General features: G+C 64.2%; 25 protein-coding genes. 16 read left to right on the top strand and 9 right to left on the bottom strand.

Annotation, left to right across the window (positions count from 1 at the left end):
- Positions 1–106: 106 nt before the first annotated feature.
- Positions 107–934 (bottom strand): oxaloacetate decarboxylase, encoded by an 828-nt coding sequence (locus tag JQ632_RS30875; protein WP_212406429.1) that lies wholly within the window; start codon positions 932–934, stop codon positions 107–109.
- A gap of 116 nt (positions 935–1,050) precedes the next feature.
- On the opposite strand from JQ632_RS30875, the gene JQ632_RS30870 reads away from it, so the two are divergent.
- Positions 1,051–2,025, top strand: coding sequence for a LysR family transcriptional regulator (locus JQ632_RS30870; protein WP_212406428.1), 975 nt, complete (start codon positions 1,051–1,053; stop codon positions 2,023–2,025).
- Between the two features lie 10 nt (positions 2,026–2,035).
- On the opposite strand, the gene JQ632_RS30865 is transcribed toward JQ632_RS30870, so the two are convergent.
- A complete protein-coding gene (locus tag JQ632_RS30865) occupies positions 2,036–2,359 on the bottom strand; it encodes a DUF1476 domain-containing protein (RefSeq protein ID WP_212406427.1) in 324 nt (107 codons plus the stop codon).
- 305 nt (positions 2,360–2,664) lie between these two features.
- Here JQ632_RS30865 and purC point away from each other — a divergent pair, with 305 nt between their 5' ends.
- Genes purC through JQ632_RS30850 form a run of 3 tightly spaced genes read left to right on the top strand, consistent with a single transcriptional unit; the run spans position 2,665 to position 4,275 of the window.
- Positions 2,665–3,432, top strand: coding sequence for a phosphoribosylaminoimidazolesuccinocarboxamide synthase (gene purC / locus JQ632_RS30860; RefSeq protein ID WP_173015815.1), 768 nt, complete (start codon positions 2,665–2,667; stop codon positions 3,430–3,432).
- 15 nt (positions 3,433–3,447) lie between these two features.
- Positions 3,448–3,690, top strand: coding sequence for a phosphoribosylformylglycinamidine synthase subunit PurS (purS, locus tag JQ632_RS30855; RefSeq protein ID WP_212406426.1), 243 nt, complete (start codon positions 3,448–3,450; stop codon positions 3,688–3,690).
- 9 nt (positions 3,691–3,699) lie between these two features.
- On the top strand, positions 3,700–4,275 hold the full coding sequence (locus JQ632_RS30850) for a hypothetical protein (RefSeq protein ID WP_249152653.1): 576 nt from the start codon (positions 3,700–3,702) through the stop codon (positions 4,273–4,275).
- Between the two features lie 24 nt (positions 4,276–4,299).
- Here the strand turns inward: JQ632_RS30850 and JQ632_RS30845 are convergent, their stop codons facing one another.
- A complete protein-coding gene (locus JQ632_RS30845) occupies positions 4,300–5,316 on the bottom strand; it encodes a magnesium and cobalt transport protein CorA (RefSeq protein WP_212406425.1) in 1,017 nt (338 codons plus the stop codon).
- Positions 5,317–5,484: 168 nt separating this feature from the next.
- On the opposite strand from JQ632_RS30845, the gene purQ reads away from it, so the two are divergent.
- The 3 genes from purQ to JQ632_RS30830 all read left to right on the top strand — a co-directional run bounded on the left by purQ (position 5,485) and on the right by JQ632_RS30830 (position 8,088).
- Positions 5,485–6,186 carry a phosphoribosylformylglycinamidine synthase subunit PurQ gene (gene purQ / locus JQ632_RS30840; protein WP_212406424.1) on the top strand — a complete coding sequence of 234 codons (702 nt, stop codon included), beginning with the start codon at positions 5,485–5,487 and terminating at the stop codon, positions 6,184–6,186.
- Positions 6,183–7,154: a tripartite tricarboxylate transporter substrate binding protein BugD gene (locus JQ632_RS30835; protein ID WP_212406423.1), complete on the top strand. Its 972-nt coding sequence runs from the start codon at positions 6,183–6,185 to the stop codon at positions 7,152–7,154. The genes purQ and JQ632_RS30835 overlap by 4 nt, the downstream gene beginning before the upstream one ends.
- A 196-nt stretch (positions 7,155–7,350) precedes the next feature.
- Positions 7,351–8,088, top strand: a complete 738-nt coding sequence (locus JQ632_RS30830; RefSeq protein WP_212406422.1) for a tetratricopeptide repeat protein — start codon at positions 7,351–7,353, stop codon at positions 8,086–8,088.
- Positions 8,089–8,204: 116 nt separating this feature from the next.
- On the opposite strand, the gene JQ632_RS30825 is transcribed toward JQ632_RS30830, so the two are convergent.
- Positions 8,205–9,176 (bottom strand): DMT family transporter, encoded by a 972-nt coding sequence (locus tag JQ632_RS30825; protein WP_212406421.1) that lies wholly within the window; start codon positions 9,174–9,176, stop codon positions 8,205–8,207.
- Between the two features lie 72 nt (positions 9,177–9,248).
- On the bottom strand, positions 9,249–9,728 hold the full coding sequence (locus JQ632_RS30820) for a PaaI family thioesterase (RefSeq protein ID WP_212406420.1): 480 nt from the start codon (positions 9,726–9,728) through the stop codon (positions 9,249–9,251).
- A gap of 160 nt (positions 9,729–9,888) precedes the next feature.
- On the opposite strand from JQ632_RS30820, the gene purL reads away from it, so the two are divergent.
- Positions 9,889–12,120: a phosphoribosylformylglycinamidine synthase subunit PurL gene (gene purL, locus JQ632_RS30815; protein ID WP_212406419.1), complete on the top strand. Its 2,232-nt coding sequence runs from the start codon at positions 9,889–9,891 to the stop codon at positions 12,118–12,120.
- A 104-nt stretch (positions 12,121–12,224) separates the two neighbouring features.
- Here the strand turns inward: purL and JQ632_RS30810 are convergent, their stop codons facing one another.
- Entirely contained in the window at positions 12,225–13,409 is a 1,185-nt protein-coding gene (locus JQ632_RS30810; protein ID WP_212406418.1) for an acyltransferase, read from the bottom strand.
- A 180-nt stretch (positions 13,410–13,589) separates the two neighbouring features.
- Here JQ632_RS30810 and JQ632_RS30805 point away from each other — a divergent pair, with 180 nt between their 5' ends.
- A complete protein-coding gene (locus JQ632_RS30805) occupies positions 13,590–13,763 on the top strand; it encodes a DUF1328 domain-containing protein (RefSeq protein ID WP_212406417.1) in 174 nt (57 codons plus the stop codon).
- 162 nt (positions 13,764–13,925) lie between these two features.
- Here the strand turns inward: JQ632_RS30805 and JQ632_RS30800 are convergent, their stop codons facing one another.
- Positions 13,926–14,285: a DUF427 domain-containing protein gene (locus JQ632_RS30800; protein ID WP_212406416.1), complete on the bottom strand. Its 360-nt coding sequence runs from the start codon at positions 14,283–14,285 to the stop codon at positions 13,926–13,928.
- 179 nt (positions 14,286–14,464) lie between these two features.
- Between JQ632_RS30800 and JQ632_RS30795 the strand changes: the two genes are divergently transcribed.
- Genes JQ632_RS30795 through JQ632_RS30780 form a run of 4 tightly spaced genes read left to right on the top strand, consistent with a single transcriptional unit; the run spans position 14,465 to position 17,119 of the window.
- Positions 14,465–14,701: a BolA family protein gene (locus tag JQ632_RS30795; protein ID WP_011088461.1), complete on the top strand. Its 237-nt coding sequence runs from the start codon at positions 14,465–14,467 to the stop codon at positions 14,699–14,701.
- A gap of 25 nt (positions 14,702–14,726) precedes the next feature.
- Positions 14,727–15,920, top strand: a complete 1,194-nt coding sequence (locus JQ632_RS30790) for a low temperature requirement protein A (RefSeq protein ID WP_212406415.1) — start codon at positions 14,727–14,729, stop codon at positions 15,918–15,920.
- Between the two features lie 57 nt (positions 15,921–15,977).
- Positions 15,978–16,505 (top strand): hypothetical protein, encoded by a 528-nt coding sequence (locus JQ632_RS30785; protein ID WP_212406414.1) that lies wholly within the window; start codon positions 15,978–15,980, stop codon positions 16,503–16,505.
- Complete coding sequence (locus JQ632_RS30780; protein WP_212406413.1) at positions 16,502–17,119, top strand: hypothetical protein; 618 nt, start codon at positions 16,502–16,504, stop codon at positions 17,117–17,119. The genes JQ632_RS30785 and JQ632_RS30780 overlap by 4 nt, the downstream gene beginning before the upstream one ends.
- Before the next feature lie 5 nt (positions 17,120–17,124).
- Here JQ632_RS30780 and egtD read toward each other — a convergent pair whose 3' ends face one another.
- Both egtD and egtB read right to left on the bottom strand, forming a co-directional pair.
- The gene (egtD, locus tag JQ632_RS30775; RefSeq protein WP_212406412.1) at positions 17,125–18,096 is read right to left on the bottom strand and encodes an L-histidine N(alpha)-methyltransferase; all 972 of its coding nucleotides are present in this window, start codon (positions 18,094–18,096) and stop codon (positions 17,125–17,127) included.
- 50 nt (positions 18,097–18,146) lie between these two features.
- A complete protein-coding gene (gene egtB / locus JQ632_RS30770) occupies positions 18,147–19,394 on the bottom strand; it encodes an ergothioneine biosynthesis protein EgtB (protein ID WP_212406411.1) in 1,248 nt (415 codons plus the stop codon).
- A gap of 294 nt (positions 19,395–19,688) precedes the next feature.
- On the opposite strand from egtB, the gene grxD reads away from it, so the two are divergent.
- The 3 genes from grxD to JQ632_RS30755 are packed head-to-tail and all read left to right on the top strand — an operon-like array spanning position 19,689 to position 21,830.
- Positions 19,689–20,021 (top strand): Grx4 family monothiol glutaredoxin, encoded by a 333-nt coding sequence (gene grxD / locus JQ632_RS30765; RefSeq protein WP_212406410.1) that lies wholly within the window; start codon positions 19,689–19,691, stop codon positions 20,019–20,021.
- 4 nt (positions 20,022–20,025) lie between these two features.
- Positions 20,026–20,574 (top strand): O-acetyl-ADP-ribose deacetylase, encoded by a 549-nt coding sequence (locus tag JQ632_RS30760; protein WP_212406409.1) that lies wholly within the window; start codon positions 20,026–20,028, stop codon positions 20,572–20,574.
- Positions 20,575–20,576: 2 nt separating this feature from the next.
- Complete coding sequence (locus JQ632_RS30755) at positions 20,577–21,830, top strand: serine hydrolase (RefSeq protein ID WP_212406408.1); 1,254 nt, start codon at positions 20,577–20,579, stop codon at positions 21,828–21,830.
- Positions 21,831–22,059 lie beyond the last annotated feature (229 nt).

The following is a 22,059-nucleotide window of genomic DNA, read 5'->3' as shown; positions in this document are numbered from 1 at the left end:
TGTTGACCTAAAGTCGCGCGTTGGGACGCGCGACTTTGTTTAAGGAATGCGCGCAAAGGTTGCAGTGTTGGAATTCGCTGCAGTGCCAATGTGATGGACGCCAGCCTCAGGTGGCGTCGACCGAAGCGAAGGCGCCGCGCAGTTCCGCGATCCCTGCCATCTCGCGGATATAGGTGAAGGAGCCGTTGTCTTTCATCTCGCGGGCGCTCCTCAGGAAAGCCGCCAGGGCAAGTCGCGACATCGCACCGCCGACGCTGATGCGCTTGACGCCGGCTGCGGACAATTGTGGCAGGGTCAATGTCGGATCGGCAAAACCCATCACCAGATTGAACGGCTTTCCGATCGAGGCGACGACGGTCTTGATGGTTGCGAGATCGCGCACGCCGGGCGCGTAGAGCACGTCGGCACCGGCGGCCTCGAATGCCCTTAGGCGCCTGATCGTATCGTCGAGGTCGTTGCGTCCGTGCAGCAGGTTCTCGGCCCGCGCGGTCAGCGTGAACGGGATCGACAGTGCGCGTGCGGCCTCGACGGCCGCCTGCACGCGCTCGACGGCGAGCGCAAAGTCGTAGATCGGGCGTTCGCGGTCTCCGGTCGAATCCTCGATGGAGCCGCCGACCGCTCCGGCCTCGGCGGCGCGCCGGATAGCCTCGGCCGCGCGCCTCGGCTCGTGCGCACCGCAATTCTCGAGGTCGACGCTGACCGGGAGCGGGGTCGCTTCCGCGATCGCGCGGCAATTGTCGAGGATCGCATCGAGGCTGACGGTGGAGCTGCCGAGCGTGTTGGCAAGCCCGAGGCTCGTGGTCGCAAGCGCCTCGAAGCCCAGGGCGGCGAGCAGCTTCGCGGTCCCGGCGTCCCACGGATTGGGGATGATGAAGGCGCCCGGCCGCTCATGCAGGGCGCGAAACGCTTTTGCTTTCTCCAATTGGCTGGGCATCGTTCGCTCCTTTGTCGTGGCTAGGCCTGATCCAGCCAGCGATAGGCGCATTTCCATCATCCGACAAATTTGTTATTTCTCTTGAGAACATCAGCTTTTTGCATGAGGTTGCGGCGATGGACAGCGATGCCCTCAACACGTTCCTGACGGTCCACCGCCGCGGCGGGATCTCGAATGCCGCCAAATTCCTCCACCGCTCGCAGCCGGCGATCTCGCGCCGCATCGCACTCCTGGAGCAGGAGCTCGGCGTGCCCTTGTTCGAGCGGGTGGCGGGCCGGACGCGGCTCAGCGATGCGGGCCGCGTGCTGATTCCTCATGCCGAGCGCGCGGTCGCTGCCGCCGAGGATGCGGAGCAGGCGATACGCGCGCTCACCCGGCAGGCGTCAGGGCCGGTGTCGCTCGCGGTGACCGGCACGCTCGCCGACGCGCGGCTCTCGGGGATCATGAAGCGCTTTGCCAAAGAGCATCCCGACGTCGCGCTCAGCCTGCGCACGGCGACCAGCGCCGAAGTCAGCGGCTTGATCCGCCGCGGGGAGGCGACGATCGGTCTGCGCTATCACATCGACCGTTCGCGCGATCTGGATTGCGTACCGATCCTCTCCGAAAAACTCGGGGTGGTCTGCGCGGCGGATCATCCACTTGCCGGCCGGCGCGTGAAGCGGCTTGCCGAGCTGCGCGGCGAGCGCTGGATCGCGTTTCCCGAGATTGCCGGCCGGTCCGAGGTTGCGGCGGCGCATGTCTTTGCGCTGTTTCTCACGCAAGGGCTTGGCGACATCGAATGGACGGCGGTGGACAGTCTCACCGCGCAAAAGCGGCTCGTGGAAGCGGGGTTTGGCATCGCGCTGCGGGCGGAAAGCCACGTGGCCGAGGAATTGGCCGCGGGCACGATGTCCCGAATTGCCGTCGGCGATCTTGTCGCCAGCAACGACATCTCGGTCGTGACCCGGCGCGGCGGCTTTTTGAGCCTCGCCGCGCGAAAGCTCCTGGAGATCCTGCGAAGCGACTATGGCGAAGGCAGCGTCGCGGCCACGCGGCGTCCGAAACCGGGACGGCCGGCGCGCAAGGCCGTTGCGCGCCGACGCGTCCGGTGATGGCAGCGGCTTACTTGGCCGCCTTGACCTCGGCCACCGCGACAGCCGTGAGCTCGTTCATCTTGGCGCGGATCGCCTGTTCAGTGGTGGAAATGCCCTTGGCGGTAAAATCGCGCAAGACCTTGCGCAGCACGTCACCGTCGCCGGCTTCCTCGAAATCGGCTGCGACCACTTCCTTGGCATAGGCGGTCGCCGCGTCGCCGGCGATACCGAGCTGCTCGGCCGCCCACAGGCCGAGCAGCCGGTTGCGGCGGGCCTCGGCCTTGAATTTCTGCTCCTCGTCGAGGGCAAATTTCTTCTCGAAACCTTCCTCGCGCTTGTCGAATGTGGTCATGCAGTTCCCATTCCCGGTGAATCACGGGGCGGCCTCGTTGCGAGGGGCCCTCACGACGCCTAGATAAGGGGCACGAATCGGCGAAACAACGAGCCGTTAAGCCGCAGGCAAGACGGTATAAGTAGGTGCCGGAAGGGCCGGATCGATTGTGCTCAGTCAGCCAATCGGATAGGTTGCCGTAAGGCTTGGTTCCTGTTCTGTTTCTCTGGTCCCCGGCCGTTCACGGCAGCTCCGCTGTGGGTCGTAATCCTAGTCAACCGGAGCACACCAAATTCATGGATTTTAACAAAACACGGTACATCCCAATGAGCCGTCGGCGTCGTATTTATGAAGGCAAGGCAAAGGTCCTGTACGAAGGTCCGGAGCCGGGCACCCTGATCCAGCACTTCAAGGACGACGCGACCGCGTTCAATGCCAAAAAGCATCAGGTGATCGAGGGCAAGGGCGTCCTCAACAACCGGATCTCGGAGTACCTGTTTCAGCACCTCAACGACATCGGGGTGCCGACCCATTTCATCCGCCGCCTCAACATGCGCGAGCAGTTGATTCGCGAGGTCGAGATCGTGCCGCTGGAAGTGGTGGTGCGGAACGTCGCTGCCGGCTCGCTGTCGCAGCGCCTCGGCATCGAGGAGGGCACGCAGCTGCCGCGCTCGATCATCGAGTTCTATTACAAGAACGACCAGCTCAACGACCCCATGGTGTCGGAAGAGCACATCACCGCCTTCGGCTGGGCGACGCCGCAGGAGATCGACGACATCATGGCGCTCGCCATCCGCGTCAACGACTTCCTGACCGGCCTTTTCCTCGGCATCGGCATCCGTCTCGTCGACTTCAAGATGGAGTGCGGACGCCTGTTCGAGAACGAGATGATGCGGATCATCGTCGCCGACGAAATTTCGCCGGACTCCTGCCGGCTGTGGGACATCAAGTCGAACGAGAAGCTCGACAAGGACCGCTTCCGCAGGGATCTCGGCGGGCTGCTCGAGGCCTATACCGAGGTTGCCAAGCGCCTCGGTATCCTCATGGAGAACGAGCGTCCGCAGGGCTCCGGCCCGGTGCTGGTGAAGAGCTAGAGAAGGGTTTTTGACGTGAAGGCACGTGTCACCGTTACCTTGAAGACCGGCATTCTCGACCCGCAGGGAAAGGCGATCGAAGGCGCGCTGAAATCGCTCGGCATCGACGGCGTCGCCAGCGTCCGGCAGGGCAAGGTGTTCGACATCGAGCTCGCCAGCGCCGACAAGACCAAGGCGGAAGTCGCGCTCAAGCAGGCCGCCGATAAGCTGCTCGCCAACACCGTGATCGAGAACTATCGCGTCGAAGTGCTGGGCTAGGCCGGCTGGATGACATCCACCGCCTGCGTCGCCGGTCGCCAGATGCTCCTGCGATGTTTACTGCTGCTCGCCGCGCTGATGCTTGCGGGGATCGGCAGCGCGTTCGCTCAATCGGTGCCCGCGCCGCAGACGGCGGCGCCGCGTCCGCCGGTGACGATGAAGGGCTGGCGGTACGAGCTGAGGCCCAACGACGTCCACATGTTCCTCTGCGAGAGGCCGGAGTGTGGCGCACAGTCCAGAGTGAGCTACCGGTTCTACTCTTCCGGGAATGCGATGACCCTGGAAAAATTCCGCGAAGAGCAGACGCAAATCGTCAAGGTCCTGGAACAGCGGACGCCCGGTCAGAAGATATCGATTCTCGGCATCGAGGGCGATCCCGGTACTTCGGTGCCGCGCATGTTCAAGGCGCGACGCTTTATGGTGAAGCCGCACGGCACAAAGGAATATCAGGTCAGCGGTATGCTGTTCGGCGCGCGCGGCGCTGCCAGCGTGATCAGCTCGTCGGGCACCGAGAAGTCCAGCAATGATAACTTTGCGCAGTTTGTCGTCGGCGTGATGCTTACTCTGGCGCCGGCGAGCCGCTGAGGCTCGCGAATTCGCGCCTCGCGCTTACAGCCATCCGGCGCGGCGGAAGCGCCAGAACAGGCCGACGCAGGCAAGCGCCATCAGGCTCAGCACGGCGAAATAGCCGTATTCCCATTCCAGCTCCGGCATGTGCTTGAAGTTCATGCCGTAGATGCCGGCGACGGCCGTTGGCACGGCGATGATCGCAAGCCAGGAGGCAAGCCGCTTGGACACCACGGTCTCCTGCGCCTGGCCGACCAGCAGACTCGCTTCGAAGGCAAACGCCAGCACCTCGCGCATGGAATCGATCCGCTCCTGGATGTTCCTGACGTGGTCGGTGACGTCGCGAAACAGCGGCTGCATGGTCGGGCGCACCATCGCCAGCTCGTCATGCTCAAGGCGCCGGCAGACCTCGACCAGGGGCCCGATCGCATTGCGCAGCCGCAACAGGTCACGCCGCAGCATGTAGAGCCGCTCGACCTGCCCCTTGGTGATCGGTTTTGAGAGCACGTCGTCCTCGATGCCCTCGACCTCCTCGTGAATACTCTCGAGCACGGGCGAGTAGTTGTCGACGATGAAATCGAGGATGGCGTAGAGGATGTAGTCCTCGCCGCGCGCCAGCGCGCGCGGGCAGCTTTCGCAGCGCTCGCGGACCGGCGTGTAGGACGTCGAGGCGCCATGGCGCACCGAGACCAGATAGCCTTCGCCGACGAAGATGTGCGTCTCGCCGAACGCGATCCGGCCGTCGATCAGCTGCGCCGTCCGCGCCACGATGAACAGGGCCTCGCCATATTGCTCGATCTTCGGCCGTTGATGGGCGTGGTTGGCGTCCTCGATGGCGAGATCATGCAGGTCGAACTGCTTCTGCACGGCGCTGAGCAGCGCCAGATCAGGCTCGTGCAGCCCGATCCAGACCACATGGCCGGGTTTTGCCCGCCAGCTCGAGGCCTCGCTGATCGCGATATTGGCGACACGCCGGCCGTCGACATAGGCACCGGCCGCGACCACGCCTTCAGCGGTAACAGGCTCGGAAGGGGATGTGGGCAGGGACGGGACATTCATGGCCTAAAATCCCGCGAAATCGTTCGGCCAAAGCGTCAAATCATGGCCTGTGCACAAAGCCGCCAAGCGAGGCTAGCACTGGTAAAATCCGCGTCAAATGGTTATGTCTGCGCCCGGATTTGGCCGGCCGGCCAGCCCGATTCCACGCTTCTTTTCGGAACCCCGCCCATGAAGTCAGCCGTCCTGGTTTTTCCCGGAATCAACCGCGAGCGCGACATGGCGCGGGCGCTGAAACTGATCTCGGGCGAGGCACCCGCGATGGTCTGGCATGCCGAGACCTCGCTGCCGGCGGGAACGGATCTCGTGGTCGTGCCGGGCGGCTTCTCTTACGGCGATTATCTGCGCTGCGGCGCGATCGCTGCGCGGGCACCGATCATGGACGCGGTGCGCGATTACGCCGCCAAGGGCGGCCTGGTGCTCGGTGTCTGCAACGGCTTTCAGATCCTCTGCGAATCCGGCCTCTTGCCGGGCGTGCTGATGCGCAATGCGCGGCTCAAATTCATCTGCCATGACGTGCATCTGCGCGTGGAGCGTTCGGATACGCCGTTCACCCGCGGCTACAATGCGGGGCAGGTGATCCGCGTGCCGGTCGCCCATGGCGAGGGCAATTACGAGGCGGATGACGAGACTATCAAGCGGCTCGAAGGCGAGGGCCGGGTGCTCTATCGCTATTGCTCGGCTGACGGCGTGGTCGACGAGGCGCACAACATCAACGGTGCGGCACATTCGATCGCCGGCATCGTCAACGACAAGGGCAACGTGCTCGGCATGATGCCGCATCCGGAAAACCACGTCGAAGACATCATGGGCTGCACCGACGGTCGCGGCCTGTTCGCAGGCCTCGTCGCGCATCTGGACCGGGCGGCGTGAGCAAGTTCGCCGCGAGGCTCGGCGCCGCACTCGCGGCGCTGCTGCTGACTGCCACGGCGCAAGCGCAGGACTTCCCGAAACGTGCGATCACCATGATCGTGCCGTTCGCGGCCGGCGGCACGTCGGACGTGATCGCGCGAGTCGTCGCGGAGCAGATGAGCGCCGCCCTCGGCCAGCCCATCGTGATCGAGAATGTCGCGGGCGCCGGCGGTTCGACCGCGCTGACCCGCGCCTCGCGCGCCGAGCCCGACGGCTATACGATCGCGATCGGCAATGCCGGCACCAGCGCCGCCGCCTACACGATCTATCCAAAACTGTCGTTCACGCCTGACTCCTTCGTGCCCATCGCCATGGTCGCCAAGACCTTTGGGATCATCGCGCTGCGCAAGGATTTTCCGGCCAAGGATCTGGCCGAGTTCATCGCTTACGCCAGGAAGAATCCCGGCAAGATCAATCTCGGCCATGCCGGTGTCGGCTCCTCGAACTACCTGATCTGCAAGAGCTTTGTGCAGGCCGCCGGGATCGACGCGACGCTGGTCGGCTATCGCGGGGCCGCGCCCGCGCTTACTGATGCTGTCGGCGGCCAGATCGACGGCGTCTGCGACGCGGCCGCCTCGGTGTCGCAATCGATCAACGAGAAACTCGTGAAGGGGATCGTGGTCGGCTCGAATGTGCGGCTCGGCACGCTGCCTGATGTGCCGACCTCGGCGGAAGCGGGTTTGCCCGAGTTCGAAGCGCAGGGCTGGAACGGCCTGTTCGCGCCAAAGGGCACACCGCCTGCGGTTATCGCAAAACTCAATGCCGCCGCGCGCAGCGCGGTCGAGAGCGATGCCGTGAAGAAGCGCTTTGGGGATCTGTCAACAGTCGCCCCCGACGCGAACGAGCATGCGCCAGAGGTGCTCCAGGAGCTCGTCACGCGCGACGTCGCGAAGTACCGAAAGCTTTTGGCCGACGACGCCAAGCAGTAAGACTGCTCGCACAGAGTCAAAGCATTGGCAGACGGCCGCGCTGCGTGAACCTCCCCCGCAGACGGTGCGACTGACCCTTCGTCAGACGCGGTCCGGATTCGTCCCTCGGTGTGAGCAACTCAAAGTTGTCTCGCCGGGCGAGTTACGCTATCAGGTATGCCGGTTTCGACGTCGTTGATTTGTCTTTGGATTTCACATGCCTGTCGCATTGGTCGTCCTGCTGCTCGATATCACGCTGATCTATCACGCGTCGCGAACCGGGCGGCTGCAGCCCTGGGCTTTCATCATATTGATGGTGCCGTTGATCGGCGCGCTGGCCTACATCGCGGTGGAGCTCGTCCCGGAGTGGTTTTCGAGCCCGCAAGCGCGCCAGGCGCGCCAGGGCGTTGCCAACCGCTTCGATCCCGAAAAGCGCTATCGCGAGCTCTCCGACCGCCTCGCCGCTACCGACACCATCACCAATCGCGCCGCGCTTGCCGAGGAGTGCGTCAAGATCGGCCGCTTCGCGGAAGCCGAGCGGCACTATGATCATATCCTGAAGCTGCCGATGGGCCACGATCCCGCCTACGCGCTCGGCAAGGCGCAGGCTGAGTTTTCCGCCAACCGCCCGTCCGACGCGCTCGTCACGCTGGACGATCTGCAGAAGCAATGGCCGGACTTCGACTCGGCCGATGCGCATCTGCTCTACGCCCGCGCGCTCGCCGAGGTCGGACGTGTCGACGAGGCGCTGGAGGAATATCATGCCGTCTCCGCCTACTTCCCCGGCGCCGAGGCGCGCGTGCGTTACGGCATGCTGCTGCAACTGGTCGGGCGCACCGCTGAGGCGCGGGTCGTGTTCAACGAGTTGCTGATCCAGATGCGGCGCGCGCCAAAATATCTGCGCAAGGCGCAGGCCGAGTGGCTGTCGATCGCCGAGAAGCAATTGTCGGCCTAAAGCGCGATGATCGCGCTTTAGGCTTTTGTTTGAGCATGATCTCCGCGCAAACGCGTTCCGCGTTTGTCGCGAGGGAAAACCGCTTTACACTTTTCCGGATCATGCTCCAAGGCGCGCTATCGCAACCTCAATCCCTTCAGCCGCTCGCCGGGCACCGTCATGGCGGCGACGCCGGCCATGACCAGCACCAGACCAAGCGCCAGGTTCGACGGCACGGTCTCGCCGAGCAGTAGCACGGAGAGGCCGACGCCGATCGGAATGCGCAAATAACCCTGCGCGTTCGTGGTCAGCGTGCCGAGCCGGGTCAGGCACATGTAGAACAGCATCAGGCCGAGCGCGCTGGAGAAAATCCCCATCGCGACGGTGGCGGCGATCGCTTCCAGCGTCGGATGTAGCGTCCAGGGATGATCGATGATCAGCGAGGCCGGCAGCAGCACGAGGCCGCCGAACAGCAGCGAGCCTGCCGCCACCACCATCGGATCGTAGTCCGACAGCCGCAGCCCGAAAATCGAGGCGCAGGCAAACGAGATCGTGGCGAGCAGGATCGCGATCTCGGCAAGGATCTCGGTGCCGAGGCCGTGCAGCGAATCGAGACCGATGATGACGGCCGTGCCGGCAAGACCGAGGATCGCGCCGACGAGCTTCAGCAGCGTTGCCGGCTCGTGACGCGTAATCGCCCAGGTGATGAGGAAGGCGAAGATCGGCGTCGTCGAGGCCAGCACCACGGTGCTGGACGCGGGCACGTAGAGCTGCGCCCAGGTGATCATCAGGAACGGCACCGTCGAATTGATCAATTGCTGGAAGGCGAACAGCTTCCACGCCTTCAAATCGGTCGGAAGCCGCAGGCAGCGCATGCGCAGGATCACGAACAGGAAGGCGAAGGCGACCAGCGAGCGCGCCGAGATGAAGGTGATCGGCGGGATCGAGCCGAGCCCGATCTTGGTCAGAGGGTAGGTCGAGCTCCAGCAGCCCGCGAGCGCCAGCAGCAGCGCGTAGTCGCGCCAGCCGCGCACGGGGCGCGCGGCGGTGACGGGCGTCGTTTCCACGGGAGCCGTGACGCTGCCCGTGCTCGCTGTGCTCTGCGGCACCTTTGTTGGCTCCCCGCGCATTGGCGCGCGGGTCCAGTCATAACGGGAGAGAGCCAAAAGGAAAGCTGGGAGCTATGCGTTTGACGGCGGCGGCGCCTTCCGCTTGACCCGCTTGATCGTGCCGGAGAACGTCAGCAGCGACCTCTCGCCTGAGGTCAGTATGCCCCGCACGAAGATCAGCGAGCCACCGGCGCGGGTGACCTCGCCGGTGCATTCGATCAGCTCGCCCTCGCGGGCGGCGTCGAGGAATTCCGAGGAAAACGACACTGTCACCGCCGGGCCCTGCAGTTCGAGGGCGGCGAGCGCGAACAGGCAGTAATCGGCAAAGGTCATGAAGCAGCCGCCATGGACGTTGCCGGAGCCGTTGAGGTGTTTTTTCGCGACCCGGAACGCACAGGTGATACGGCCGTTCTCACCCATCCGGTGGTAGAAGGGGCCGACATAGGTCTCGAAATGGTCGCGTTTCCAGGTCCGCCAGCCCTGAAATTCGCCCTCGGTTTCGACGTGGAGATCGGGGCGGAGGTCGAATGCGGTCTTGGCAGGCTGGTTCACGGAATCTGGCTTTCAATTGTCGGTTTGGGTCCTTAAATCCGATCCATCCCCGCAGTGCAAACGCCGTTGTAAGGGGGAGCCGCCGCAAAGCTCTGGACAGGCCGAAAATGCCCCCTAAAAGGCCTTTTCGCCCCCGTTCGATCTACCTATTAAGGGTCCCATGACCGCGCCCAAGAACGAGCCCAAGAACGAACCGAAGATCACCCCCGAACTCGTCGCCGCCCACGGGCTGAAGCCGGACGAGTATGAGCGCATCCTGAAGCTGATCGGGCGGGAGCCGACCTTCACGGAGCTCGGGATCTTCTCGGCGATGTGGAACGAGCACTGCTCCTACAAATCCTCGCGCATCCATCTGCGGGGCCTGCCCACCAAAGCGCCCTGGGTGATCCAGGGCCCGGGCGAGAACGCCGGCGTGATCGACATCGGAGACGGCCAGGCGGTGGTCTTCAAGATGGAGAGTCACAACCACCCGAGCTACATCGAGCCCTACCAGGGCGCGACCACCGGCGTCGGCGGTATTCTGCGCGACGTCTTCACGATGGGCGCGCGCCCCATCGCCTGCCTCAATGCGCTCAGCTTTGGCGCGCCCGAGCATGCCAAGACGCGGCATCTGGTGTCCGGCGTGGTCGCGGGTGTCGGCGGCTACGGCAATTCATTCGGCGTGCCGACGGTCGGCGGCCAGGTGCGTTTCCACACCCGCTATGACGGCAACATCCTCGTCAACGCGATGGCGGTTGGGCTGGCCGATGCCGACAAGATCTTCTATGCGGCCGCCTCCGGCGTGAGCATGCCGATCGTCTATCTCGGCTCCAAGACGGGCCGCGACGGCATTCATGGCGCCTCGATGGCCTCGGCCGAGTTCGACGACAAGTCCGAGGAGAAGCGCCCGACCGTGCAGGTCGGCGACCCCTTCGCCGAAAAGCTGCTGCTCGAGGCCTGCCTCGAGATCATGGAAAAGGGCTGCGTCATCGCGATTCAGGACATGGGCGCGGCGGGCCTGACCTGCTCGGCGGTCGAAATGGGCGCCAAGGGCGACCTCGGCGTCGACCTCGATCTCGACGCGGTGCCGACCCGCGAGACCGGCATGAGCGCCTACGAGATGATGCTCTCGGAGAGCCAGGAGCGCATGCTCATGGTGCTCAAGCCCGAGAAGGAAAAAGAGGCCGAGGCGATCTTCACGAAGTGGGGGCTCGATTTCGCCATCGTCGGCTACACCACGCCGAGCAAGCGCTTCGTGGTCAAGCATGGCGGTGACGTCATGGCCGACCTGCCGATCAAGGAGCTCGGCGACGAAGCGCCGGTCTACGATCGCCCGCATGTCGCTTCGCCCGCGCTGAACGTCGTGCATGCGCGCGAGGTGCAGGCCCCGATCGGCATTGGCGCCGCGCTGGAGAAGATGATCGGCACGCCCGAGCTCTGCTCCAAGCGCTGGGTCTGGGAGCAGTACGATCACGTCATTCTCGGCAATACCGTGCAGCGCCCCGGCGGCGATGCCGCTGTCGTGCGCGTGCAGGACGGGCCAAAAGGGCTCGCGATGACCGTCGACGTCACGCCGCGCTATTGCGAGGCCGACCCGTTCGAGGGCGGCAAGCAGGCGGTGGCGGAAGCCTGGCGCAATATCACCGCGGTTGGCGGCCGGCCGCTCGCGATCACCGACAATCTCAATTTCGGTAATCCGGAGCGGCCCGAGATCATGGGCCAGTTCGTCGGCTGCCTGAAGGGCATCTCGGAAGCCTGCCGCACGCTCGACTTCCCGGTCGTGTCCGGCAACGTCTCGCTCTACAACGAGACCAACGGCCGCGCGATCCTGCCGACCCCCTCGATCGGCGGCGTCGGCGTGCTCGACGACTTCACCAAATCGGCCTCGCTCGCCTTCAAGTCCGAAGGCGAGGCGATCCTCCTGATCGGCGACACCCATGGCTGGCTCGGCCAGTCCGTGTACTTGCGCGACATCTGCGGTCGCGAGGAGGGCGCGCCGCCCCCGGTCGATCTCGCAGCCGAGAAGCGCAATGGCGACTGCGTCCGCGGCATGATCCACGCCGGCACCGCGACCGCGGTGCACGATCTCTCCGACGGCGGCCTTTTGGTCGCGCTCGCCGAGATGGCGATGGCAAGCGGCATCGGCGCGCGGCTTCTGGCCGCTCCGACCTCGCTCGTGCCGCACGCCTATTGGTTCGGTGAGGACCAGGCGCGCTACATCGTCACCGTGCCGGAAGCGCAGGCCGGCCTCGTGCTGGCAAAAATGCGCGGCTGCGAAGTGCCGTGCGTGCGGATTGGCACGACGGGTGGCGATGTGATCGCAATCTCAGGCGAGGCGCCCGTTGCGATCGACACGCTGCGTAAGGCGCATGAGCGCTGGCTGCCGGATTATATGGGCGGCAAGGCGGCGTAAGTTGCCTTGTAGCCCGAATGGAGCGCAGCGTAATCCGGGTTGTGCCTGGCGAAGAAGTGCCCCGGATTGCGCTGCGCTCCATCCGGGCTACGAATCCTGAATTCTCACAGCACCCTTGTCGCGCCCGGAAGCTTCCGTAGGCCCGCCGTTGCGGCCCAGCTCAAAATCACCGTCAGCACGAACGCGATTGCCGCCTTCACGATGGCGGGCAGGCCGTAGTCGAACAGCACGTACTGGATCCATAGCACGATCGGGTAGTGCACCAGGAACATGCCGTAGGCCTCGCCCTGCATGCGGTCGAGCAGGTTCGGTCCCGGCGATTTCGAATGCAGGAAGAAGGCCAGGATCGCAAACAGGATCGTGGCTGAGAACAGCACGAAGAACGTGCCGTAGAACAGATGATACCACCAGGGCAGGTCAGGCGGGTTATCGAGGATGCCGCGCTTGATGTAGATCATGCACCACATCAGCGCGTAGGGGATCACGGTCATGAGGAGCCAGGTCCAGCGGCTCTTCGGCAACTGCCCCTCGGCACTGAGCACGCCGGTGGAGAAGTTTGCGCAACCCACGCCCGCGCCGATGAAGAAATACGACGCGTAGAGCAGGACGCGGCTCGCCTGCACCGAGAACGGCCCGAACTCGAACCAGTGATTGGTGCCGTAGTGGATCAGGAGCGGGATGTAGGCGATCTCCGTGACGCCGGCGAGGAACAGCCAGAAGCGCCACGGCTCTTTGAAGCCGAGCTGCGCAATCCTGTTGATCGGAAACACCAGCGTCTGCGAGATCCGGTAGAGGACGCTCGCCGTGAGGTCGAAGGCCAGCAGCACCCAGACGAACCAGATCGGGCCGCTCGGCCAGGGGCCTGATGTCACCGTCTTCCACCAGAACGCCGAGAAGGTGAGGTCGGGTGTCTGCCGCAGCGCCAGCGCGTAATAGGCGATTGGGATCAGCGTCAGCGCGCAGATCGCGAAGGGCAGGCCGAGCCGCAGCAGGCGCTCGTACAGGAAGGTCAGCGGCGCCTTGTGCCCAAGCCCCGGCCAGACGAACAGCCCCGACAGGAAGAAGAACATCGCCATGAAGAAACTGTCGTTGGCGAGCACGACCATGTCGAAGCCGATCCACTCGGTCGGATCCGTGTGGCCGAAATACGTGTAGGGGATGACGGCGTGGTGCAGCAGCACCACGAGCGTCAGAAAGGTGCGTGCGCGGTCGAGCGACAGGTTGCGCGCCTTGCTTTTCGGGGCGGCGCGAACCTCCGACCCCGTTATCGTCTGAGAAATTGTCGTCATATTTGTCCCGGTCGCATTCCACCCGCGGAGGATGTTGCCGCCGGGAACCCGATTCAGCAAGCCCTGTTTGGGCGGCCGAGGCGCTCCCTGCGGCGCCACATAGGAACCAGTTCCCGCCGGCGGCGTTCAGGAACGTGCTGAGGCCCGCCCGGTGCGGCGGGCGGGCATCGGAGCTGGGCGATGACCATCCTGAAATGGGCGCTGATCTTTCTATTGATCTCGATCGTGGCCGGCGTGCTCGGCTTCTCCGGCATCTCGGCTGCATCGGCCGATATCGCCCGTTTCCTGTTCTACGTATTCGTCGTGATCTTCCTGGTGCTGCTCATACTCGGGCTGACGATCTTCAGGGTGTAGCGGAGCTACATCAGCGCGCGCAGTCGTCAAGCTTGTCCCGGGCATCCATGTCTTCCTTTTCAATTTCGGCCAAGAACGTGGATGGCCGGGACATAGGCGAGCGGAAGCGACGCCGTCCTTCGGACGGCTATGCCCGGCCATGACGGGAGGTTAGGCCGAGAACTACCCCACTTCCTCGATCTTCACCTTGTCCGGATAGAAGGCGAGCCGGCCGGAAATCTCGGTCATGGCGGGGAAGGGCGTCTCGTAGGTCCAGATCGCGTTGTCGAGCGTCTTGCCGTCGGCCTTGATGCTGTAATAGCTCGCGTCGCCCTTGTAGGGGCAGTGCGTGACGCGGTCGGTGCGCTCGAGCAGCGCCATGTTGGTGTCCTCCCGCGGGACATACTGCACGGCCGGATACCTAGCTTCCTTCAGCGTCAGGGCCTTGGTGGTGTCGGCGATCACGATGTCGCCCGCGGTCACCCGGATGCGGCGGGGGTTTTGGGTGATGGTGATGGGGTGGTCGGGGCCTGGAAGCTTCATGATTTCACGCCTTTCCGAGCAATCTGTCGCGCGCGGCACTTTGTCGTGTCTTTATCCTGCCGGAAGGGGAAATATAGTGGCTGGCGGCGTGACCCAGAAGGCCGTTCACGCTAAGTTTGACCCGCCGGTACCGGGGACGCCGGCGGTGATTCGACGGCAGGACAAGGAGTTAGACACGAATGCCAATGGACGCCCACGATATCGAGGCGATGATCAAGGCAGCGATCCCCGATGCCGAGGTAACGATACGCGACCTCGCCGGCGACGGCGACCACTACGCCGCAACCGTGATCTCGGAGTCCTTCCGCGGCAAGTCTCGCGTCCAGCAGCACCAGATCGTCTATCAGTCGCTGCGCGGCCAGATGGGCGGCGTGTTGCACGCGCTGGCGCTGCAGACCGGGGTGCCCGGGACCTGATCTGATCGCGCGACGGGGGACGATGATGGCTGCGGACAATTCACGTGGCGCGATGTTTCGCGTCATCGTGCCGAACCAGCACAGCCGCGTCACCTATGCCGAGCTGTTCTTCGACCTCGTCTTCGTCTTCGCGGTCACCCAGATCTCGCACACGTTGCTGCACCATTTCACGCCGCTCGGCGCGGTGCATGTCACGGTGCTGTTTCTCGCGGTGTGGTGGGTCTGGGTCTACACCGCCTGGGTGACCAACTGGCTCAACCCCGAGCTGACGCCGGTCCGCATCCTTCTCTTCCTGATGATGCTGGGCGGCCTCGTGTTATCGACGACGATCCCGACCGCCTTCGAGGGGCGGGGCCTGTGGTTTGCGATTGCCTACGCGACGATGCAGGTCGGACGTACCGCGTTCTGGCTGTTCGCAACCCCAACGCACCGGATTCTGGTGCGGCGCAACGCGATCCGCATCCTGGCCTGGCTCTCTGTCTCCGCGATCTTCTGGATTCTCGGTGGTCTGGCGCATGACGAGGCGCGGCTGTGGTTCTGGATCGTCGCCCTGGCGATCGAATACGTCTCGCCCGCGGCCCGCTTCTGGGTCCCGAAGCTGGGCTTCTCATCGATCGAGGCCTGGGCCGTCGAGGGCGGCCACATGGCCGAGCGCTGCTCCCTCTTCGTCATCATCGCGCTCGGCGAGGCCGTCATCGTCAACGGCGCGACCTTTGCCGAGCTGACCTGGACCGCCGATAATCTCCTCGCCTTTGTCTCGGCGCTGGTCGGCAGCATCGCGATGTGGTGGATCTATTTCCACAAGGGTGCCGAGGCCGGCTCCGAGTGGATCTCGAAGTCGACCGAATCCGGCCGCCTGGCGCGGCTCGCCTACACTTATCTGCACATGCCTATCGTCGCCGGCATCATCCTGACCGCGGTGTCGGACGAGCTGGTGCTGAAGCATCCGACCGGCCACTCCGACATCAGAACCATCCTGAGCACGATCGGCGGGCCGCTGGTGTTCCTGGTCGGCACCATCCTGTTCAAGCATGCGATCCGCGGCTTCCTCCAGCTCTCGCACGGGGTCGGCATAATCGCGCTGCTCGGCCTCGCCTGGTTTGGCGGCGAGCTCTCGCCGCTCTGGCTGTCGGTCGCGACGACGGTGATTCTGATCGTGGTGGCGGTGTGGGAGTCGATGTCGCTGGGCTCGAAGCCCGAGGAGGCCGAGGCGCATTGAACCGCGGCCGGCGGCGGAGCGTCTAACGGCGGATTGCCCTCTGTCGAAGCGACCGCTGTGCCATCCAGTTTCAACGCCTCACGTCCTGCCATTGCCGCAGCCATCTGCGCCTGCCTTGCCGCGCTGCTGCTTCTCGTCGGCCTGCCGTCCGCGCAGGCGGCCGAAGCGAGCCCGGCGAACATGCTCAAGGGCATCTACCGCGAAGCGGTCAAAGGCACGACCTCGGGCTGGCTCGAGCCAGAGCGGCGGAGCACGTATCTATCGAGATCGCTGCTGGAGCTTTGGGCCAAGTCCGACGCCAAGAAGACGCCGCAGGACGGCGCCGAGCCGTTCGACTTTGACCTCACCACCGACACCAATGCGCTGGAGCTTGCGGGATTTGAGATCAAGGTCGAGCGTGAGAGGCCCAATGCCGCGGTTCTCGCTGTGAAGCTCAACTATCGGAAGCCCTATTACCGGCCGGGCCCGCCGGCCGTCGTGACCTACGACTTCATCCGAGAGGATGGGCGCTGGCGGATCGACAATTTCCGCACCAGGACCTGGTCCGTGCGTGACATGCTGTCAGATTGGCTGAAGGCATCGTGAGCCGGCCGGCCGCCTTGTTGTTGGCATCCTGCCTGGCGCTCGTTGCGCCATTTGTCAGCGCCAAGAGCCTGATCCCCATCGACGAGCTCCGGCAAAACTTCACCGTCGGCGGCGAGCCGGTGCCGGCTGGGATCTTTCGCGATATGGGCGACGGCGATCTCGCCGATTCCAGCAGCATCGTCGTCACCATCGACGTCAAGGCCGCGACCGGAAGCAACCGCTATGCCGATCCGATCAAGCGCAATGGTGCATGGGTCGCGCAGACACGACAGAGCCCGGGCGACAAGGCTCTCACTGAGGAAGAAGCCTATCGCTTCATCGGTATGACCGCGAGCAAGCTGCTTGTCGCCGTCACCAGCTACAGCGGCGGCGGGTCGGGCGTGTTCTATTCCCTGCAAATCCTCGCGGCCGAAGCCGGACGCGGCTTCGACAGCGAGGGCAAGCGTTACGAACGGTTGAATGTCACGACGCTGCGCAGCGTCGCGCTCGGCGATCGCTGGAACGGCGACGTCAGGATCGAGGGCAATACCGTCGTGGTGACGACGACCGGCGGCATTCCCGGAGGTCAGGGTCGAAAGCCATCGACCATGACCATCAGGGCGGAGCGGCCGTAGTCCTTCTATTCCGCAACCTCCAGTGCGTGCACCGAAAACATCTTGGCCGCATCCGTCCAGGTTTCGCGCACCCGCCAGCCGGCGCCGAGCGCGAGGCCTGCGAAGCGTTCGAGGCTGTATTTGTAGCTGTTCTCGGTATGGATGGTTTCGCCGGGCCGGAACGCGAAGCTCGTGCCGAGCATGCGCACGGTCTGGCTCTTCCTGCTGATCAAATGCATCTCGATGCGATGGCGCTCGCGATTGTAGATGGCGCGATGGGTAAAGGCGGAGAGGTCGAAATTGCCGCCGAGCTCGCGGTTGATGCGCACGAGGACATTGAGATTGAAGCGTGCAGTGACACCGGCGGCGTCATTGTAGGCGTCGTAAAGCACGCGCTCGTCCTTTTCGAGGTCGACGCCGATGATCATCTGCGCGCCCCGGCCCAAAATCTCGCGCGCGCTCTTCAGGAAGGCCTGCGCTTCATGCGGCTCGAAATTGCCGATCGTCGAGCCCGGGAAGAAGCCGACCTTGGGCATGTCGGTAACGGGCGCGGGCAGGGTGAACGGCGTGGTGAAATCGGCGGTCACCGGATGGATGTCGAGTGCGGGAAAATCCCGCCGCAGGCCGTTCGCCTGCGAATGCAGGAAGTCGCCGGAGATATCGACCGGCACATAGGCTGCGAACCTGCAGTGCTTCAGGAGCAGGCGGACTTTTGTGGTCGCGCCGGCACCGAACTCGACCAGTGCGGCGTGCTCGGGGATGATCGCGGCGATCTCGTCGCTGCGCTCGCGCAGGATCGAGAGCTCGGTGCGCGTCGGATAATATTCCGGCAGCCGCGTGATCGCCTCGAACAGCTCCGATCCGGTCGCATCGTAGAAATATTTCGGCGACAGCCGCTTCGGATGCTGCGAGAGGTCCTCGATGGCTTCGCGGGCGAAGGCGGTCGTCTGTTCGTCAGGAAGATGGGCTTCAGCCAAAGCGCTGGCATGCACATTCATGATACTCTCCTGAACGCGCTTTCCGGCGCGCGGTTGTCGTCGGATGAGAACTAGTCGTAATCGGCGAGGCGCAATCCCGTGAATTGCCAGCGGTGGTGCGGATAGAAGAAGTTGCGATAGGTGATACGGCTGTGCCCGCTGGGAGTTGCAAGCGAGGAGCCGCGCAGCACCAACTGGTTGACCATGAATTTGCCGTTGTATTCGCCGAGCGCGCCGTCGATGGCGTGATAGCCGGGGTAGGGGGAGTAAGAGCTGCGGGTCCACTGCCAGACGATGCCGAAGGCATCGTTGAGCTTTTCGGCGCGGGCCGCCACTTCCCACTCCATTTCGGTCGGCAAATGTTTTCCGGCCCAGCGCGCGAACGCGTCGGCTTCGTAGTAGCTGACGTGACTGACCGGCGCGTTCGGATCGACCGGCTTGAGGCCAGCGAGCGTCATCACGTGCCATTGGCCGTCGATCTCGCGCCAGTGACCGGGGGCCTGCCAGCCCTCGTTGCTCACGGTGGCAAAGCCGTCCATCAGCCAGAGCGTCGCCGTTCGATAGCCGCCGTCCTTCATGAAGGCGAGCCATTCGGCGTTGGTCACGAGGTTGCGCGCGATCCGGACGGGGCCGACGAGGGCGCGGTGCGCCGGCTTCTCGTTGTCGAAGTGAAAGCTGTCGCCGGCGTGTCCAATGGTGTGGATGCCCTCGTTGAGCGTCAGCCAGTCCTCGCCACTGCGCGTTGCGGCTGGAAAGCGCCAGGAGGGATCGTAGGCGGGCAGCACGGGGTTCTGCGCAAAGGCGTGCAGAATGTCCGTGAACATCAATTCCTGATGCTGCTGCTCGTGATTGAGGCCGACCTCGACCAGCGGGCCGATCTCGCGCAGTTTTGCCGCACTGGCCTCGCGGAAGAATTTTATGACGGCAGCGTCGACATGCCTGCGATAGGCGCTGACCTCATCGGCGCTCGGCCGCGTGATGTCGCCGCGGCGATGCCGGGCATGACGAGGGCCGGCGCTGACATAGTAGGAATTGAACAGGAAGGCGAAGTCCGCATGAAAGGGGCGGTAGCCCGGACAATGTTCGCCCAGCAAGAACTGCTCGAAAAACCAGGTGGTGTGGGCGCGATGCCATTTCGCCGGGCTCGCGTCCGGCATGGACTGGATTTGCTGGTCCTCGGCGCTGAGCGGCGCGGCGCGGCGCTCGGTCTCGTTGCGGACGGCGGTGAAGGCATCGACCAGCGCCGCGGCGAGGCCGTCAGAATCGGACAAGGGTGACGAAAGGGCTGGGCTGGCCGTCGCGGGGGCTTGTTTCGTCACGGTTTTCTCCAGGTGAACAAGAGAACGTTGCTGGCGTGTCTCGGTTCCTAAGACCGGGTTCGTCCTAAATAGGGCGCCCGTTACGGGATAAAAGTCCTCCCTGGCTATGATATTAGAGCCATCAGGCTATGGACCCGGAAGTCCCGCGGGCCCCAGCCGGCCGCATGGCAGGCCCCCGTCGCCGCCATTTTACTTTGGATGCACAATAGTTTGGGCTACATATATGATTGAGTACCGGGTTAGATGGGCCAAGCCGGCCCGAGGCATTTGAAGGGCTCCGCAGAGGATACGGATATGAGCATCGAGCAATTCATCGACAGCGAAGTGAAGTCGAACGACGTGGTTCTGTTCATGAAGGGCACGCCGCAATTTCCGCAGTGCGGCTTTTCCGGCCAGGTCGTGCAGATTCTCGACCACCTCGGGGTCGGCTATAAGGGCCTGAACGTGCTGGAATCCGCCGAGCTGCGCAACGGCATCAAGACCTATTCGAACTGGCCGACCATTCCCCAGCTCTACGTCAAGGGCGAGTTCGTCGGCGGCTGCGACATCGTCCGCGAGATGTTCCAGGCCGGTGAATTGCAGCAGCTCTTCTCCGACAAGGGCGTGGCCATCAACGCCGCGGCCTGACGCCTTGTCGATGCTGACGCGCCGGATCCGTGGCGCGCAGCTCGAGATCATCGTTGCCGACATCACGACACTCGGCGTTGACGCCATCGTCAACGCCGCAAACACGTCGCTCCTCGGCGGGGGCGGCGTGGATGGGGCTATCCACCGGGCCGCGGGTCCGGACCTCTTCGCCGAATGCCGGATGCTCCACGGCTGCAAGACGGGCGACGCCAGGATCACCGGGGGTTACCGGCTCAAGGCCGCGCATGTGATTCACACGGTTGGTCCCGTGTGGAACGGCGGCACGCTTGGCGAGGACGACCTGCTCGCCTCCTGCTATCGCCGCTCCATGGAGCTCTGCCACAAGCACGGCCTTGCCTCCGTGGCATTCCCGGCAATTTCGACCGGCATCTACCGCTTTCCGCCGGACCGCGCCGCAGCGATCGCCGTTGCGACGACGATCGACGCCTTGGCTTCGACGCCCTCGATCACTCAGGTCATCTTCTGTTGCTTCTCCGAGCCGAGCGCCGTTTTGCATCGCCAGGCGCTGGCGACTTACGCGCCCGGCGACTGACCATGACGCTCAGCTGGCGTTTCGTCGTTTGGCTGGTTGCGTGCGCGGCGCTCTTGCCATTCGCGACGGCCGTGCAGGCCGACGGCACGCTCGGCCGCCAGTTCGAGCCGCAAAAACTCCAACGCGTCACCGACTATCTGCGCAACGAGGTTGCAACCGGCAAGATCCCCGGTGCGATCCTGTTGATCCAGCAGCACGGCAAATCAGTTATTTACGAGAGGTTCGGCCTGCGCAACGTGAAGACGCAGCAGCCGATGACGGGCGACACCATCTTCCGCCTCTATTCGATGTCGAAGCCGATCACGTCGGTGGCCGCGATGCTGCTGGTGGACGATGGTAGGCTGGCACTCGACGACCCCATCGCAAAATACATACCGGCCTTCGCCAATGTGAAGGTCGGCGTCGAGCAGCCGGACGGCAAGCTGACGCTCGCGCCGCTGGCGCGGCCAATCACGGTCCGCGACCTGCTCCGTCACACCTCGGGTATCACCTACGGGTTCTACGGCGACAGTCTGGTGCGCAAGCTCTATGCGCTCGCTGGTCTGTTCGACGGCGATCCTGATAACGCGCAATTCGTCGACCGGCTGGCGCGGCTGCCGCTCGCCGAGCAGCCGGCAACATTGTGGGACTATGGCCATTCGACCGACGTGCTGGGGCGGGTGATCGAGGTCGCTTCGGGTCAGTCGCTCTATCAGTTCGAGAAGGAACGGCTGCTCGATCCCCTTGATATGCGCGACACCGCGTTCTTCGTCGCTGATGAGACCAAGCGGCCGTTGATTGCCGAAGCCCTGCCCGATGACTGGTTCGACCGCCCCGTTGCCGGCATCAAAGAGGCGACCGCGCCGCGGCGCTGGGAATCCGGCGGCGCCGGCATGGTCGGCACGATCAGGGACTATGCGCGCTTTGCGCAGATGCTGCTGAACGGCGGCGAGCTCGACGGCCGCCGCTACCTCAAGCGCGAGACGGTGGCGCTGATGGCGTCCGACCAGATCGGCGAGGGCAGCGGGATAAAGCGTGATCCTGAGTTCTATTTCCCGTCATCTGACAGTGGCTTCGGCCTCGGCTTTGCTGTCCGCACCGCGGCCAGGCCGCCGCTGCCGGCGGGCGAATATCGCTGGGACGGCGTCGGCGGCACGTTCTTCTTCATCGATCCGGCCGACGACATGTTCGTCATCTGCATGATGCAGTCGCCATCGCAGCGCGGCCGCATCCAGACCGAGCTGAAGCAACTGGTCTACGAGGCGATGGAGCGGTAGAGCGTTTTCAAGCGAAGTGGGCATCGGTTCAAGTCAAGAAAACGCGTCAAAACAGACTAGGGTGCGTACTCATAAAGTCGGTTGCCACCTGATTGTCTGCTTCTCCCCCAACAGCGGCGCGGGAGCGGACATCGCGGCACTTCGCCTTCGGGCCGATTTTGTTGCAGAACTGTCTTGAGGAGCCGAGCGAACCGTGATTCCGTCGAGGTGAAGCGGCCATCGACGGAGA

The organism is Bradyrhizobium liaoningense (genome assembly GCF_018130955.1).
Classification (GTDB): Bacteria; Pseudomonadota; Alphaproteobacteria; order Rhizobiales; family Xanthobacteraceae; genus Bradyrhizobium; species Bradyrhizobium liaoningense_C.
Note: the sequence above shows the minus strand (reverse complement) of the source record. Positions and strands in the feature narration are given on the sequence as shown.

Bases quoted from the DNA above. Each gene is read 5' to 3' on its own strand.
- JQ632_RS30790 (WP_212406415.1), top strand. From the start codon at position 14,727: ATGGCTGCGGACAATTCACGTGGCGCGATGTTTCGCGTCATCGTGCCG.
- JQ632_RS30830 (WP_212406422.1), top strand. From the start codon at position 7,351: ATGCCTGTCGCATTGGTCGTCCTGCTGCTCGATATCACGCTGATCTAT.
- purC (WP_173015815.1), top strand. From the start codon at position 2,665: ATGAGCCGTCGGCGTCGTATTTATGAAGGCAAGGCAAAGGTCCTGTAC.
- JQ632_RS30800 (WP_212406416.1), bottom strand. From the start codon at position 14,285: ATGAAGCTTCCAGGCCCCGACCACCCCATCACCATCACCCAAAACCCC.
- JQ632_RS30865 (WP_212406427.1), bottom strand. From the start codon at position 2,359: ATGACCACATTCGACAAGCGCGAGGAAGGTTTCGAGAAGAAATTTGCC.
- JQ632_RS30850 (WP_249152653.1), top strand. From the start codon at position 3,700: ATGACATCCACCGCCTGCGTCGCCGGTCGCCAGATGCTCCTGCGATGT.
- JQ632_RS30795 (WP_011088461.1), top strand. From the start codon at position 14,465: ATGCCAATGGACGCCCACGATATCGAGGCGATGATCAAGGCAGCGATC.
- purL (WP_212406419.1), top strand. From the start codon at position 9,889: ATGACCGCGCCCAAGAACGAGCCCAAGAACGAACCGAAGATCACCCCC.
- JQ632_RS30875 (WP_212406429.1), bottom strand. From the start codon at position 934: ATGCCCAGCCAATTGGAGAAAGCAAAAGCGTTTCGCGCCCTGCATGAG.
- JQ632_RS30755 (WP_212406408.1), top strand. From the start codon at position 20,577: ATGACGCTCAGCTGGCGTTTCGTCGTTTGGCTGGTTGCGTGCGCGGCG.
- purQ (WP_212406424.1), top strand. From the start codon at position 5,485: ATGAAGTCAGCCGTCCTGGTTTTTCCCGGAATCAACCGCGAGCGCGAC.
- grxD (WP_212406410.1), top strand. From the start codon at position 19,689: ATGAGCATCGAGCAATTCATCGACAGCGAAGTGAAGTCGAACGACGTG.
- JQ632_RS30810 (WP_212406418.1), bottom strand. From the start codon at position 13,409: ATGACGACAATTTCTCAGACGATAACGGGGTCGGAGGTTCGCGCCGCC.
- JQ632_RS30845 (WP_212406425.1), bottom strand. From the start codon at position 5,316: ATGAATGTCCCGTCCCTGCCCACATCCCCTTCCGAGCCTGTTACCGCT.
- JQ632_RS30805 (WP_212406417.1), top strand. From the start codon at position 13,590: ATGACCATCCTGAAATGGGCGCTGATCTTTCTATTGATCTCGATCGTG.
- egtD (WP_212406412.1), bottom strand. From the start codon at position 18,096: ATGAATGTGCATGCCAGCGCTTTGGCTGAAGCCCATCTTCCTGACGAA.
- JQ632_RS30870 (WP_212406428.1), top strand. From the start codon at position 1,051: ATGGACAGCGATGCCCTCAACACGTTCCTGACGGTCCACCGCCGCGGC.